The 13,995-nt window shown below is 37.6% G+C and carries 16 protein-coding genes; 10 read left to right on the forward strand and 6 right to left on the reverse strand.

All coding sequences use genetic code 11. The annotated features are described in order from the left end of the window. Positions 1–1,266 carry a phosphoribosylamine--glycine ligase gene (gene purD / locus QM538_04325; protein ID MDI9347711.1) on the reverse strand — a complete coding sequence of 422 codons (1,266 nt, stop codon included), beginning with the start codon at positions 1,264–1,266 and terminating at the stop codon, positions 1–3. Positions 1,267–1,326: 60 nt separating this feature from the next. Between purD and raiA the strand changes: the two genes are divergently transcribed. The 10 genes from raiA (at position 1,327) to QM538_04375 (ending at position 9,028) form a co-directional block, all read left to right on the forward strand. After that, positions 1,327–1,620, forward strand: coding sequence for a ribosome-associated translation inhibitor RaiA (raiA, locus tag QM538_04330; GenBank protein MDI9347712.1), 294 nt, complete (start codon positions 1,327–1,329; stop codon positions 1,618–1,620). 14 nt (positions 1,621–1,634) lie between these two features. Continuing rightward, entirely contained in the window at positions 1,635–2,240 is a 606-nt protein-coding gene (locus QM538_04335) for an ATP-binding cassette domain-containing protein (GenBank protein ID MDI9347713.1), read from the forward strand. Continuing rightward, on the forward strand, positions 2,237–2,887 hold the full coding sequence (locus QM538_04340; protein MDI9347714.1) for a heme exporter protein CcmB: 651 nt from the start codon (positions 2,237–2,239) through the stop codon (positions 2,885–2,887). The genes QM538_04335 and QM538_04340 overlap by 4 nt, the downstream gene beginning before the upstream one ends. A 46-nt stretch (positions 2,888–2,933) precedes the next feature. After that, positions 2,934–3,671: a heme ABC transporter permease CcmC gene (gene ccmC, locus QM538_04345; protein ID MDI9347715.1), complete on the forward strand. Its 738-nt coding sequence runs from the start codon at positions 2,934–2,936 to the stop codon at positions 3,669–3,671. Between the two features lie 183 nt (positions 3,672–3,854). After that, positions 3,855–4,283, forward strand: a complete 429-nt coding sequence (ccmE, locus tag QM538_04350) for a cytochrome c maturation protein CcmE (protein ID MDI9347716.1) — start codon at positions 3,855–3,857, stop codon at positions 4,281–4,283. Positions 4,284–4,290: 7 nt separating this feature from the next. Beyond that, positions 4,291–6,225, forward strand: a complete 1,935-nt coding sequence (locus QM538_04355; GenBank protein ID MDI9347717.1) for a heme lyase CcmF/NrfE family subunit — start codon at positions 4,291–4,293, stop codon at positions 6,223–6,225. After that, positions 6,222–6,740: a redoxin family protein gene (locus tag QM538_04360; GenBank protein MDI9347718.1), complete on the forward strand. Its 519-nt coding sequence runs from the start codon at positions 6,222–6,224 to the stop codon at positions 6,738–6,740. The genes QM538_04355 and QM538_04360 overlap by 4 nt, the downstream gene beginning before the upstream one ends. Continuing rightward, entirely contained in the window at positions 6,740–7,093 is a 354-nt protein-coding gene (locus tag QM538_04365) for a cytochrome c-type biogenesis protein CcmH (protein MDI9347719.1), read from the forward strand. Before QM538_04360 ends, QM538_04365 begins: the two co-directional genes overlap by 1 nt. Continuing rightward, positions 7,090–8,025, forward strand: coding sequence for a hypothetical protein (locus tag QM538_04370; protein MDI9347720.1), 936 nt, complete (start codon positions 7,090–7,092; stop codon positions 8,023–8,025). Before QM538_04365 ends, QM538_04370 begins: the two co-directional genes overlap by 4 nt. A 4-nt stretch (positions 8,026–8,029) precedes the next feature. Further along, entirely contained in the window at positions 8,030–9,028 is a 999-nt protein-coding gene (locus QM538_04375) for a hypothetical protein (protein ID MDI9347721.1), read from the forward strand. Between the two features lie 3 nt (positions 9,029–9,031). Here QM538_04375 and purH read toward each other — a convergent pair whose 3' ends face one another. Genes purH through dsbD form a run of 5 tightly spaced genes read right to left on the reverse strand, consistent with a single transcriptional unit; the run spans position 9,032 to position 13,891 of the window. Beyond that, entirely contained in the window at positions 9,032–10,531 is a 1,500-nt protein-coding gene (gene purH, locus QM538_04380; GenBank protein ID MDI9347722.1) for a bifunctional phosphoribosylaminoimidazolecarboxamide formyltransferase/IMP cyclohydrolase, read from the reverse strand. After that, positions 10,528–11,211 carry a zinc-ribbon and DUF3426 domain-containing protein gene (locus QM538_04385; GenBank protein MDI9347723.1) on the reverse strand — a complete coding sequence of 228 codons (684 nt, stop codon included), beginning with the start codon at positions 11,209–11,211 and terminating at the stop codon, positions 10,528–10,530. The genes purH and QM538_04385 overlap by 4 nt, the downstream gene beginning before the upstream one ends. Then, a complete protein-coding gene (aroQ, locus tag QM538_04390) occupies positions 11,192–11,641 on the reverse strand; it encodes a type II 3-dehydroquinate dehydratase (GenBank protein ID MDI9347724.1) in 450 nt (149 codons plus the stop codon). Before aroQ ends, QM538_04385 begins: the two co-directional genes overlap by 20 nt. Continuing rightward, positions 11,619–12,110 carry a TlpA disulfide reductase family protein gene (locus tag QM538_04395; protein ID MDI9347725.1) on the reverse strand — a complete coding sequence of 164 codons (492 nt, stop codon included), beginning with the start codon at positions 12,108–12,110 and terminating at the stop codon, positions 11,619–11,621. Before QM538_04395 ends, aroQ begins: the two co-directional genes overlap by 23 nt. A gap of 35 nt (positions 12,111–12,145) precedes the next feature. After that, the gene (dsbD, locus tag QM538_04400; GenBank protein ID MDI9347726.1) at positions 12,146–13,891 is read right to left on the reverse strand and encodes a protein-disulfide reductase DsbD; all 1,746 of its coding nucleotides are present in this window, start codon (positions 13,889–13,891) and stop codon (positions 12,146–12,148) included. Positions 13,892–13,995: the final 104 nt, after the last annotated feature.

Genomic DNA, 13,995 nt, shown 5'->3' on the forward strand with positions numbered 1-13,995 from the left:
TCACTGTTCTTGCAACTTTCCAATATCTTTTCTGAACACACAATTTTTAAATTCAATAGCTGATACTAATGCGTAGGCCTCACGATGTGCCTCAAGCACCGTGTCACCTAGCGCAGTTACAGTTAAAGTCCTACCTCCTGAGCTGTGTAATGTGCCTGATTTTAATTTAGTTGAGGCTTGAAATATCATGGTGTGCTTACTATGTAAATTCGGTAATGTAATGGTAGTTTCACCACTAGCAGAAGTAGGGTATCCTTCCTGTGCTAGTACCACCCCAACAGAACAACGCTTATCCCAATGTAACTCAGGAGTAGTTCCTTGTGATAAAGAATGTATTGCGCTTACCAAACTTGATTGCAATCGTAGTAGCAAGGTTTGTGCTTCTGGATCGCCCAAACGACAGTTATATTCCAATACATAAACTCTATTTTCACGCACCATCAGACCAGCGTAAAGAAAACCTCTATATGAAATTGCGTCTTTTTGCAAAGCATTGATCGTGGGTTTTATGATTGTTTCAATTATGGTAGTTTCTAGATTTTTTGTAACTGCCGGCACTGGGCTGTAGGCACCCATTCCGCCAGTATTTGGCCCTTGGTTACCATCTAAAAGCCGTTTGTGATCTTGGCTATATTCAAGCATTACATAAGACGCATCCCAGACCATGGCAATTGCGGAAACTTCAAACCCATCAATATATTCTTCTAATATGACTTGAGCGCACGCCAAACCAAGTTTTTTTTCTACCATAAGCATGTGTAATACTTCTGTCGCTTCTTGTTTCGATGAAACAATAAATACACCTTTGCCAGCCGCTAAGCCATCTGCTTTAATGACTATTGGAAAATTTGAATTATCTAGGAAGTTTACCGCTTGTATGTAATCGCTGAATTGGGCAGATGTCGCGGTTGGAATCCCATGCTTAAGCATAAACGCTTTTGAGAAAATTTTTTTACTTTCTAATTGCGCTGCATATTGGTTTGGACCCCAGGTCAATATACCATGTTGGTTTAGTTTGTCAGCGATGCCGAGACTGAGGGGAAGTTCGGGGCCAATTATCGCGCAGGTTACTGTATGTTCCAGTGCTAATGAGACTATAGCATCAATGTTTTCCACAGAGATTGGAAAAGTTTTTGTGCGGGGAAGTGTTTCCATTCCTGCATTTCCAGGACAAACAATAATTGACTTAATTGAATCTTGCTTTGAACAATGCCAGGCAATTGCGTGTTCACGAGCGCCTGCACCAACTATTAATACTGTATCCATTCAGTTATTCTAACCTAGCGATTGTTTTTTAGTTAAAATAGAAGTAAAAGGAGGATGTATATGCGTATAGATATTAGTGCTACAAGTTTTGAATTAACAGACGCCATCAGGGATTTTGTCCATAAAAAATTTACTAAATTAGAAAAGCATAGCTCCCATTTACGGCATCTTCACCTCATATTAAAAAAAGAACAGAAGACATTTATTGCTGAAGCGGTACTTAAATTTGATAGCCACAATGATATTGTCGTTGAAACTGAGATGCAAGATATGTATAAATCAATTGATTCTACTTTTGAACGGGTTAAACATAAATTAGACCGAATGTTAGATAAAGATCATACTTATCGTTAATGGTGTAGTGATAAATGCTTGTCGCCTCTAATATCACTGTAACGCGAGGTGAGCGAGTGTTATTTCAAAATAGTCATGTCTCCTTTGCCAAGGCTCGTTGCACAATAGTTAAAGGTGAAAACGGTATCGGTAAGAGTACGCTTTTAAAAATTTTATCTGGAACTTTAGAGATCGATGAGGGTGAAGTGCTCTGGGATAATTGTTCTGTCATTCACAATCAACACTATTTTGCGCTACTAGGGTATGTCCCAAATCCTATCGCGCTTCCAAGCACATTAACCGTCGCAGATTATTTTTTAATGCGTCGGTGTTTGGACGGAATGCCCGAGGCCGACTGGCATCAGCACGCTATGCAATCACTGGGAATAGAAGCACTCAATAAGACTCGGATCGGTATGTTATCCTCTGGTCAAAAACAAAAAATAGCATTATCAATACTATGGGATGCGATGCGAAAAGTATTTTTACTTGACGAACCATTTAGCAATTTAGATCATACCGGAAGAGAAATAGTCAGAAAAAAAATTGCAGCGCAAGTGTCGCAAGGCGCAACAGTAGTAATGGTTAGTCATGAACCTTCACTAGATTCCATTACCTTTGATGTAATAGAATTGTCATGAAGTTGTTTTTTACTTTGTTTTTTCTTGAAATTAAATCTCAATTCCAGCAGAAAGCGGTTTTATTGTTTGCTACTTTGTATATTCTCTTAGTCTCATTAACCTACCCTTTGATGATTGGGATATCGCTTGGAGTATTACAAAAAGGAATAGTAGTTTTTGTACTATACGCATCAATACTTGCGCAATTGTTGGTGGTTATCTCGGTATCAGATAGAGCTAGTTATGATGGTGCATTGGTACATTGGTACCTAAGTAAGTTTTCCTGCGAGCTATTTTTCCTACTCAGAGTGGTTGTGAGTTGGTTGCTTTTCTTAATCCCTTGTATGTGTGTCATTTTTTTGGTTACAATAAGTTACAGTTTAACGCTCATTCAAATGGGTAAATTATATTTAGTGGTTTTATGTACCTTATATCTTGTTTCGCTTTTTACACATTTTTCTTGCATGCTCTTAATTGTCAGAGGAGCCTCAGGTTTGCTGGTTACTTTGATATTATTTCCTTTTTTAGTCCCCATACTAGTTGCTTCTGGAGTGTTTTTAAATGAAGGGGGGATTGCTAGTGTATTCCTTATGGTTGGCTATGCAATTTCTTCTACAGCTGCAATACTTATATTTGCTAAAATTGCCGTACTTCGTAGCGTTGAGTAACGCTACCCAGAACTTATATAAAAGAGTATAAAATATCTATGCAGTTATGCCTTACCTAAGTTTTTTGTATCGTTTTGGAAATCCCGAAGAGTATTTTAATTTTTCAAAACATGTTTTCAAAATTTTCGGAATATTTGGTAGCGTTACAGTGGCATACGGTTTGTATCAAGGGCTTTTTATTGCGCCACCTGACTATCAGCAATTGGATGCTTTTAGGCTGATTTATGTGCATGTTCCCTGTGCATGGCTATCTTTGTTTATTTATTGCATGATGGCTGGAGCAGAAACAATCTATTTGATTTGGAAAATTAAAGTCTCCCATTTATTTGCAGTAGCTGCTTCATCATTAGGTGCAGTAACTACTTTACTTGCGCTCATAACAGGCTCTTTGTGGGGAAAACCAATGTGGGGAGCATGGTGGGTATGGGGAGACGCTCGGTTACTCTCGGAGCTTTTTCTTCTATGTATCTATGTGCTCTATATTATCGTAGCCACCCTTTTTGAAAAATCAAAAGCTCAATGGAGTATTCCAGCAACGATATGTGTTTTAGGCATAATCCAAATCCCGATTATTCACTATTCGGTAGAGTGGTGGGCAACTCTACATCAAGGCACCACGGTTTCTGTGTTTGGTGAGTCTTTAATTGATAGCTCTATGCTCAGTCCCTTGCTTATTTCTGCAATTGGGTTTAGTTGTTTAGCCTTGTCGTTGATTCACTTAAGATTAATGAGTTTACTTGTCGGGCATAACCATGATGCTAATTGGGTGAAGCGTTATGAGTGAAGGCTTGGTCAGAATTATTCAAAGCCCATATGCATGGTATATTTTCAGTGGGTATACAATTGTGATAGGTAGTTTTTTGATTTATTTTTTGTACGCATATTTCCAGTTACGCTACCTATTGAAAAATCGCAAGAGCGCTTCTCAAGGTTCACCAACTAAAATTGAAAAGATTCAATCACAATTATGAAAGCTAGAACTAAAATTAGAATTAGAACAATAATTGTCCTGGTGTCGGTTTTTGCAATAGGACTAGGTTTTATTCTTTATTCGTTTACTGATAATTTAATGTACTTTAAAACCCCAACTGAAGTACTTGAAGCTACTACTTTAAAAAACCAGGTTAGAGTAGGAGGTATGGTAGTGAAGGGAACAGTTGCAACGTCTGTTCAGGATAACCATGTTACATTCCAAATTACTGACTATGCTTCGGTATTAGCTGTTTCATACTCAGGTATTCTGCCCGATTTATTTAGAGAAGGGCAGGGTGTGGTAGTAGTTGGACGACTCTCCAGCAACAAAATATTTGAAGCAGAAACCGTACTTGCTAAGCATGATGAAAAATATGTTCCTAGAGAAATAGAAGCCATGTTAAAAAACCAACCAAAAAAATAACTACCCCATGCTTCCAGAAATTGCTCACTACCTACTGATTTTATCATTAGTAGTTGCCTGTAGAATCTTGTATGTTGCCGTTCTTCCTAGTGCAGTGAGTAGACAAAAACAGATACTGCAGGTTTGTTGGTTGTTTGGTGGTTGCATAGTTACCAGTTATATTCTTTTAACGATTTCTTTTGTGTTAGATGATTTTTCTATTTTGTACATTACAAATAACTCTTCTACCGAACTTAATTTCTGGTATAAGATTTCAGCAGTATGGGGTGCTCATGAAGGATCTTTTTTCTTTTGGATGGTTATCTACACTCTATGGTTTTTATTAGCCAGTAACACTAGCGCGATTTTTGATCAACCCTGGCGCTATACCATGATAGCGATACTTGCTGGAATTGCAATTGGTTTTATATCATTTATCGTTTTTAGCTCAAACCCTTTTACAAGAACTTTTACTCCACTAGAACAAGGTTTTGATTTAAATCCCTTACTACAAGATCCTGGCCTAATTTTTCATCCCCCACTTTTATATCTTGGATATATAGGAATGTCAGTGCCATATGCATTCTCTCTTGCTATGTTAATTCATGGACTCAAACCTTCCCAAGATCAGTTACAGTGGCTTCGCAATTGGGTGTTAGGGAGTTTTCTTTTTCTGTCACTCGGTATTGCGCTCGGTAGTTTTTGGGCTTATTATGAATTAGGTTGGGGTGGTTGGTGGTTTTGGGATCCAGTAGAAAATGCTTCGCTCATGCCTTGGTTGGTTTCAATCGCACTTATCCATGTTCTCGGCATTGCGCTCAAACGCAACATTGCCCATCACTGGGTATGTTGGTTAAGTGTACTTGGGTTTTGTTTAAGTGTGCTTGGAACATTTTTGGTGCGCTCAGGAATTATCATCTCTGTGCATAGTTTTGCCAGCGATCCAACACGAGGAGTGTATATTTTAGCCCTGCTATTTTTACTTTGTGTTCCCGCACTTTTTTTGTTGTTGATTCGAGGACCCATATTGCGTGACAATCCAGAGTATCGCTTTGAACTGTATTCCAGAGAAACTGCAATGTTTATCGGGGTTATTATTACTCTTACCCTATTGTTTGTCGTAGCATTAGGAACCTTATACCCTCTGGTGATAGATTTACTATCTATTGGGAAAATTTCAGTTGGCCCCCCGTATTTTAATAAAGTATTTGTGCCAATTTCACTATTACTATTTTTTATAATGGCATTAGCCCCCACCATCCGATGGCAACAAGATGCATTTGCGCGTATTAGAGTACCGATTGCGATTGCTTCAGCATCTGGTATTCTGGCTAGTATTGCAATATACCTCTACTCAGCTTCCTTAGGTTTTGCAACATTGTGTGGTTTAGGGATTATTACATTAGTGTATAGTGTCCGTGCTATTTTGGACAGAAAAATAAGTTCAGGATTAAAACTACTACAATTTTTTTATAATCAGTCTGGTCGATGGTACGCCATGAATATTGCCCATCTAGCCATGGTATTACTTCTTTTTAGCATTACAACAGTAAGTATGTGGGGTGATGAAAAAGAACTATGGGTGTCTACTCAAGAACCTATTTCGGTTGGACCCTATACAGTCATTCTTCATTCTATAACTAACTCACAGAATCCACAATTCCAATCACAACAAGCAACAGTACATTTAAAAGATTCTTCAGGGCAGCTTATTACTAGTAAAGTAACAGAAAAAAGAAATTATTTAATCCGCAATCAACCGACTACGGAAACCGCGATCTTTCCTCTTTGGCATGGTGATATTTTTATTGCACTTGGATCTGTATCTGAACTTGGCGATAAAGCACAACTCAGAGTGCAGTGGAAACCAATGATTCGCGGAATATGGATTAGTTTTCTTCTCTTTGCTATTGCTGCGGCACTAGGCATGTTTGCACGAGTAAAAAAGAAAAATATTTTATGAAAAAATCTTACTATTTTGCTGGGATGGTAGTGCTAGTTTTATTCACATTACTTATCATTGGTTTATTTAAATCCCCATCTTCAATTCCAAGTCCTTTACTTGGCAAACCGTTACCACAAATATCTTTAGAATTACTATTTGAAAAAGAGAAAATTGAGAACACACTTTCTGCTTGCACCAAACCCTACTGTTTGGTTACAATTTGGGCAAGTTGGTGTGCGAGTTGTGTTGCGGAGCATGCAGAATTGGTAATACTTTCCAGCCAGCCTACTATAGCACTTATCGGCATCACTCATCAAGATACTAGAGATCAAGCACAGGAGTGGATTAATAAACGCGGCAATCCTTATGCAAAATTATTTTTTGATCAGGAAGGTAACTATGGATTTCTGCTCGGAAGTTATGGTGTCCCTGAAAGTTTTTTACTTGACAAGAATAAAATTGTCCTACATCGCTGGGCTGGACCGGTACATGCCTCTGAAGTGCTACAATTAATCAATACTAAAACGCTTTGATGAAATTACTTTTCATTATAATCGTAAACATACTTGCATCTTTGGTTGCCCATAGCGAAGATGAGACCCCACCTGAGTATTATTCTGTAGTGCATAATTTCAGATGTTTGGTATGTCAAAATCAAAGCATTGCTGAATCTGATGCGCCATTAGCTGTGCAAATGCGCAATGAAATTAAAGTAATGCTACAGCAAGGGGCAAGTCAGTCAGAAATTAAAACAAAGCTTTCTAATCAATTTGGTGAGTACATATTGTATGATCCAGTTATATCAAAACACACGATGGTTTTATGGTTCTCCCCATTGCTGATACTACTGATTTCGATTTATTTTTTACTAAGAAAAAAAAGATGAAAAATAAAATAATCTGGTTAAGTTGGGCCGTGCTATTACCTATAGCACTCTACGGTTTAGTTGGAAACCCCTATTATATTTTCTATCACCAAGTCCCTTCAACCCAAGAAGAAATTAAACAAAATATCACCGTCCTAAGTTCTATGGTTGCTAAAAACGAAGAAGAGTGGTTTGTCTTGGCTCTTCAGCAACAGGCCATAGGAGATTACTCACAAGCGTTATTATCTTGGCAGGCTGGGTTCGCCTTTGGAAAAGAAAAAGACGAAACTTTCTCTGCCCCACTTTTTGCTCAAATCGGATATTTGGAGAGCAAAATATTTAATGATACTTTTTTTACAGATCAGAGTAAAAAATCTCTAGATGCGCTCCTTGAGATTGATGCAAACAACCCTCGCCTGTGGCTTCTTGCATCTAGACGGTATCAAGAAGAAGGTGATTATTTAGGTGCCAGAACTTTTGCACTTAAATTAGTTCCCGTAACTAGTGGAACAGAGCGCGAGAGCTTGTTAGGTTATATTCAAGCTTTAGATGATAAAATTCCAACCCCACAAAAACTTAATACCTTATTGCAAACAATTAAGCAGCTAGAATTCACTCTAAGCGTAACCGTTAATCAAGCTCTTAGTAATGCATTTAATTCAAATGCTTCAGTATTCGTCTCAGTGGTTCCTGCTGGGTCTACCAACCCAACCATGCCTTTGGCGGCAAGAAGATTGAAGATTGCCGATCTTACTACGCCAATTAAAATTGGGCCGAGAGATGCTATAGCAGGACAATTGTTACAAAAAGGCACTCCAGTGGTCATTAAAATTTTAGTATCACACCAAGGCGGGGTTACTAAAATGAAGGGTGATTTATATGGTGAACAAAACGCAATAATTGGTAAGAGTGACAAGAATATAAATATTTCTATTTATCCTGTTATAAAATAGTATTATGGGTATAAGAAAATCTGGTTTTGATGTAACTGGTATTCTTCTCGTCAGAGACAGTGCCATAATTGAAAATGCTGTGGTTGAATTGTATAAAGAATCATTCTCAAATGCCCCATGTCAAATAATTAGGGACGCCTTTGACTTGTTTAATCAATCCTATGCAGGGTTACTTAAAGAGTTTATGCCTTGTGACATGCTGTACCATGATGAAGAGCATGTCTTAGAAGTTACACTCGCTACTGCACGGTTGATTTATGGATTGCAAAAAACCTCTAAACCATTTAATCAATATATCCATAAACTAGACAAGAACTTAGCGATAGTTGCGATAGTGATTGCGCTCTTTCATGATTCAGGATACCTAAAAAATCGTCATAATGAAACTGAAGTTATCAATGGATCGGTGTTTACAAAGACTCATGTGAGCAGAAGTTCAGATATGCTGTTTTCGGTAATGGCAAAATTAGGTCTAAAACAATATACCAGAATCGCAACAGAAGCAGTGCATTATACTGGCTACGAAAAAAAAATAAAAAGCCTAGATTTGCAAAATGATATTGAGCGGATTGTTGGTTGTTTGGTCGGTACTGCAGATTATATTGGTCAAATGTCAGATAGGAGATATTTAGAAAAATGTTACTCTAGACTATATCCTGAGTTAGTTTTGGGTAAGGCTGATCAATACTTCTGTGATGTTACTAATCAAGTTAAAACATTGTACAAGAATCGTACGGATCTAATCACAAAATCAAATAATTTTTATAAAAATGTCGTTAGACCAAAATTAGAATTTGATTTCCATAGTGTGTATCATCTTGCCGATGCGATATTTCCAGAATACGGTGTCAATCTTTATATGTGGTGGATGGAGAACAACCAAAGAGAGCTAGTAAATATACTCTCAAATCAACTTGAGATTAAAAAATTATTAAGAAGAAAATTGATTGAAAATAGAGGGGTAAAAGTTTTCCCCTATCATCTTATCCCTGAGGAACTTTAAACCTCAATGTCTAAAATGACGACGCGATGCGTAGAGTTGTAGAATGCCATACGTACGGCACGCTTCACTAACCTCAGCATCTCGAATTGAACCTTTAGGTTGAATAACAATTTTAATTGCGGAATGTTTTGCAATTAACTCAATACTATCAGCAAATGGAAAAAAACCATCTGAGGCAAGCACCACTTCTGATGTGACCGAGGGGTGGCTAAGAAAACGTAATAGTGCTTGTTCTGTAGCCCGAACTCTGCTGGTAAAACCGCAACTAATTGCGATGGTCTGTAAATTAGAAACGATGACAATTGCATTTGATTTGGCGATAGTTGCCACTGACCAAGCAAGCTCACAGTTTAATTTGTTTACCTGTGATATATCAGCAGGAAATTGTATTTCACTTGATGTAATGCTGTCATTGGGTTGGAGCAAATACCCGCCGGCAACAGTACGAATATCTTGCCTTGCTATTTGATAGTGAGGTATAGACACAACTCTAATAGATGGTTTTTGTTTAAAAATTGCCAATGATTGCTCGTCTACACTCGGTGCGATAACAACTTCACAGAATTGAGTAGTGACTATTTCTTGTGCGGTATCTGCGTCTAATGGTTTGTTAAAGCAAATAATGCCACCAAAAGCAGATTCTGGATCAGAACGGTAGGCTAATTGGTAACTTTCCTTATTAGTAGGAGCGTAGGCTACGCCACATGGATTGCCATGTTTGATAATCGAGCACGCAGATGTTAACGCAGAGAGGGAATACACTAAGGCGCATCCAGAATCTATATCTAAATAATTATTATATGAAAGTTGTTTACCTTGATGAAACGTTGCCAGTGCAATACCCTGAGCAGGGACGCTAGGAATAAAGTAGGCTGGAAGTTGATGGGGGTTTTCTCCGTAGCGTAAACAATTAGATTGCTTATCAATACGACTAAAAAACTTTGCGATGGCTAGGTCATACTGCATGATGAGTTGAGCGGCTTTAGTTGCAAAATGCAGTCGCATTGTCTCCGTAAAAGAATCCTGACCTTCTATTAGATATGAGATAAATAAATCATAATCAGCTGGGTCGGTTAATGCTATAACATGCTTATAATTTTTGATCGCAGATCGAATCATAGCAGGCCCACCAATATCCATATAATCAAGCACCTCTTCAGTAGAAGCGGCTGGGTTTTTTTCTAAAAACTCCTCAAATGGATAGAGATTGATAACGGCAAGTGAAAATTCAGGGATGTTAAATTGTTGTAACGTTTGATCATCTTCTGGTGTGCGACGAGTGAGTAAGCCCCCATGAATTATTGGATGTAGGGTTTTGACTCTGCCTTGTAAAATCTCTGGAAATTTAGTGATGGCAGAGATAGCAGTGCAGGGAACTGCATGGTTTTGTAAATATGATTCTGTACTAGATGTTGCGTAAAGATGCCATCCTAATTCAATGAGTTTTTTTGCAAGGGGTATAATTCCCCGTTTGTCCGTGATACTCAAGAGTGCGTTTTTCATAGAAGCTCTATGGTTAATTCATTGACTCGGTTGGAGGGCTTGGCGAAAGTGAAAACCACATCGCGTATTTCTTGAGGTTCTATCACTGTCTTAGTGTTGGTCTGGGACGAAATATAGCTACTCTGTTCAAATATGCCTGTTGCGACTTTTTGACCGATAAGATTTCCAAGTGATATCTTAATCGTTGGCATAGGTTGAGGTAAACGTGCATGGTTTATTAATCGCATGGTCACTTGTAAATAGGATTCAGAAGCAGTTGATTCTGGTAATGTTATTTCTTGAGCAATAATTTCTAATTGTTCAATATTTTTTTGGTATTGTACCTGACAGGAAAATATCTGACAAAAGGAAAGCGCAATCGATCGGCTCGTTTCATTGGTTAGTAAGAATTTTTTATTAAGATAGAGAAGTTGAGCTGCTAAAAGTAAACTTAAGCCTACCACGACTACCATATACCAGACGGTAGACTCAATGGGTTGCAGTGCCAGCCGCTTAGCTTGGGTGATAATTTCATGAGCTTGTGAGTTATTTGTTTTGCGTTGTTCAGTAAAAGAAACCTTTTCAAGTGGAGCGTCAAATATAGTTTCACACTCACCACAACGCACCATACCTTTTGCTTTTCTAATATCGCTTCGGCTTGCTTCAAAAATAGTATCACAGTTAGGGCATTTTGTGTACATGATATGAAATAAATGCTTCTAGAGCTAGTAGATAACTTCCCATTCCAAATCCTGTAATAACACCCCAAGCCTTGTCTGCAAGCAGTGAAGTGTGTCTAAAGGATTCTCGTGAATAAATATTAGAGAGGTGTACCTCAATAAATGGTATTTGTACTGCAAGTAATGCGTCACGAATTGCTATACTGGTATGGGTCAGCGCCGCTGCGTTGATAATAATCCCATCAATATTGTTATGTAGAGCGGAGTGGATAGACTCGATCAGTTCTTGCTCACTGTTTGATTGTTTACAAATTAATTGTATTGAATGTGTTTTTGCATGAGCATGTAATTTTTGTTCAATATCTTGTAGGGTAGCGGTGCCATATTGCCCGGTCTCGCGGATACCTAACAACGATAAATTGGGGCCATTAAGAACTAAGATTTTCTTCATGGATGAGATCAGTTATTTTGGAAAGAGAAACTTCTCCATATTGAGTGTAAATTATCTCTCGATTTTTATTTAATAATACAGAGTATGGAATGGCTTCTTTGGAATTGCCAAGTGAAGCCATTATATTGAAGACCTCTTGATCGCTTATCAGCGTTAATAATGTGTTATTGATTGCCTTCATAAAAAATGTTGAGCGTTCTAGCGAGTCAAGTGAAATAGCAACTATTTTTAATACATTACGGTGCTTGTTTTGAAATGTATTTAGGTCGGGCAACTCTCTTTTACAGGGCTCACACCATGTCGCCCAAAAATTTAAAAGAAGATACTCTTCTGAAAAAGAAAGTAAAGATACTGGTGTTCCTTCAAGATTATTGTAGGTTACATCCATGAGCTTTTTACCTAGGACTTTTTCATCAGGATTATTATTGTGTGGTTGATGTAACCAGGACAGAATTATTCCTAAACTCAAACTAAATACAGCTATGGAAATGAAAAATATTTTTTTCATGGTAGTGTGGAAAGAAATTGAAACAACGCTTGTTTAGAAAAACTTCCAACTAGGCTTGGGGATTGTTTCAGTGATGGAAGTTGCGACGATGCTGTGATTGATTGATTGCTGAGAAATAAAACTACTGGTGGGCCTACGATACCCTGGGAGATTAAATATTGTTGGGTTGTTTCATGATAATTAGTAACATCAAGTCCGATTGTTGCAAAGGAAGCAAAGGAATTTTTTACTGCTTCATCTGAATACACATGTCGTTCTAGTTCTTTACAACTTGCACACCATTGTGCGTGAACAAAAACTAGTATACCTCTAGAAGTATCTTTCTTTTGATTTACCAGTTGTTGCAACTCTTCAATGGTCGTAGCCTGAGGAAGTGAATTGTAAAAAGAAGTTGATGTAGCGTTCGTTAGATGTGATGAGGTATTTGAAGGGGTTTGAAATTGATTAATTGATAAAACGGTTACTCCTATCACTACGATCGTCGCAATAACGCGTACCCCAAGAGCTATGCTATGTTGTTGATGGTTGCTGTATCTAATAAGTAAATGCATCGCATACCCAATTGCCACTACTCCATATAAAATTAAACTTAGCCATGAAGGTGAGAATCTTCCTAACAATGAAACAGATAATCCAAGTAATAATACGCCAATGGCAATTCTAATTTCATCTAACCATGCTCCGCTTTTAGGTAATAGAAACCCAAATCCAAAACTAAATAAAATTAACGGAATTGACATACCTATCGCTAACACAAACAGTGAGATGGCTCCGTAGCTCACATCCCCTTTTTCAGCAATATAAAGTATTGCTGAAAGCATTGGCGGAGTGATACAAGGACTTAATATTAAAGCACTCAACCCACCAATTACAAATGAGAATAAAATTCTTTGGTATGCTGAATTAAAACTTGTCTGCAAAAGAGAATTTATTTTTGAGTTTTGAGGTAATTTTATTTCAATGAGATTAAACATTGCAAGCGCAAAAAATCCAACAAAAATTGCACCAAAAAGTAAAAATTGCCATTGTTGAAAATAGTTTGTTAGGGATTTACCGAGGAGAGCCGATAGTACCCCTAGTAGTGAAAACATCACAGCCACACCTAACACATAGAATATTACAGTTAGTACACGAGAACTTCGATTAGCGAGCTTTGCAGTTAGCATACTAGCTAAAACGGGCACCATTGGGTACACACATGGCGTTACTCCAAGTAGTAGTCCAGCTAATAAAAATAATAGAATCGTTGTCAGTAATGAGTCACTTACAGCAATTTTTTTTGCAAACAGATTAGTTTGATCTGAAGCTGAATCTTTGGAAAGAGTGACTGAAATAAGCTCCTTAACGGGTTGGTAGCAGATTCCAGTTTTTTCATCACAACCTTGAAAACTCACCTCTATGTCACCGTTACCACTTCCATGCAATGAAGCGGTGGCTATCAAAGAATCATGGAATACTTCGACTGTACCAAAGTTTGGGTCATTTTTAATTTCTCCTTTTGGTAGGTTTAATTCATCTACAGTTATAGTGGGGTTTAGGGAAGTCAGCTTAATACGATCTTTGTACAAGTAACAATTAGGTGCGATATCCCATTTTAAAGTGATTTTTTCAGAAGTGGTTTGGTGTGAAAATTTAAATGCTTCACGAGCTGGGAGAGGGGTATTTTCGAATGAATTTGCTACTGTGTTTAATGAAAAACTCGTAAAAATTAAAAATACATCTAAAAGTAGTAGAATTCTCATTAATAATATGATTATAGCATACATGCATAATCAGCATACCTTGAAAAAATACATTATGCCCCCACAATAATGGTATATAAACAAAACAAAAAACTAATGATAGG

The sequence above is a fragment of the Candidatus Methylacidiphilales bacterium genome (assembly GCA_030054035.1).
Lineage (GTDB): Bacteria > Pseudomonadota > Gammaproteobacteria > JASGCS01 > JASGCS01 > JASGCS01.

What these genes read in the sequence shown, in the direction of transcription:
- aroQ (MDI9347724.1), bottom strand. Translation starts at nt 11,641, where the DNA reads ATGAAGAAAATCTTAGTTCTTAATGGCCCCAATTTATCGTTGTTAGGT.
- ccmE (MDI9347716.1), top strand. Translation starts at nt 3,855, where the DNA reads ATGAAAGCTAGAACTAAAATTAGAATTAGAACAATAATTGTCCTGGTG.
- QM538_04355 (MDI9347717.1), top strand. Translation starts at nt 4,291, where the DNA reads ATGCTTCCAGAAATTGCTCACTACCTACTGATTTTATCATTAGTAGTT.
- QM538_04360 (MDI9347718.1), top strand. Translation starts at nt 6,222, where the DNA reads ATGAAAAAATCTTACTATTTTGCTGGGATGGTAGTGCTAGTTTTATTC.
- purD (MDI9347711.1), bottom strand. Translation starts at nt 1,266, where the DNA reads ATGGATACAGTATTAATAGTTGGTGCAGGCGCTCGTGAACACGCAATT.
- QM538_04370 (MDI9347720.1), top strand. Translation starts at nt 7,090, where the DNA reads ATGAAAAATAAAATAATCTGGTTAAGTTGGGCCGTGCTATTACCTATA.
- QM538_04365 (MDI9347719.1), top strand. Translation starts at nt 6,740, where the DNA reads ATGAAATTACTTTTCATTATAATCGTAAACATACTTGCATCTTTGGTT.
- QM538_04385 (MDI9347723.1), bottom strand. Translation starts at nt 11,211, where the DNA reads ATGTACACAAAATGCCCTAACTGTGATACTATTTTTGAAGCAAGCCGA.
- raiA (MDI9347712.1), top strand. Translation starts at nt 1,327, where the DNA reads ATGCGTATAGATATTAGTGCTACAAGTTTTGAATTAACAGACGCCATC.
- QM538_04335 (MDI9347713.1), top strand. Translation starts at nt 1,635, where the DNA reads ATGCTTGTCGCCTCTAATATCACTGTAACGCGAGGTGAGCGAGTGTTA.
- dsbD (MDI9347726.1), bottom strand. Translation starts at nt 13,891, where the DNA reads ATGAGAATTCTACTACTTTTAGATGTATTTTTAATTTTTACGAGTTTT.
- ccmC (MDI9347715.1), top strand. Translation starts at nt 2,934, where the DNA reads ATGCCTTACCTAAGTTTTTTGTATCGTTTTGGAAATCCCGAAGAGTAT.
- purH (MDI9347722.1), bottom strand. Translation starts at nt 10,531, where the DNA reads ATGAAAAACGCACTCTTGAGTATCACGGACAAACGGGGAATTATACCC.
- QM538_04340 (MDI9347714.1), top strand. Translation starts at nt 2,237, where the DNA reads ATGAAGTTGTTTTTTACTTTGTTTTTTCTTGAAATTAAATCTCAATTC.
- QM538_04375 (MDI9347721.1), top strand. Translation starts at nt 8,030, where the DNA reads ATGGGTATAAGAAAATCTGGTTTTGATGTAACTGGTATTCTTCTCGTC.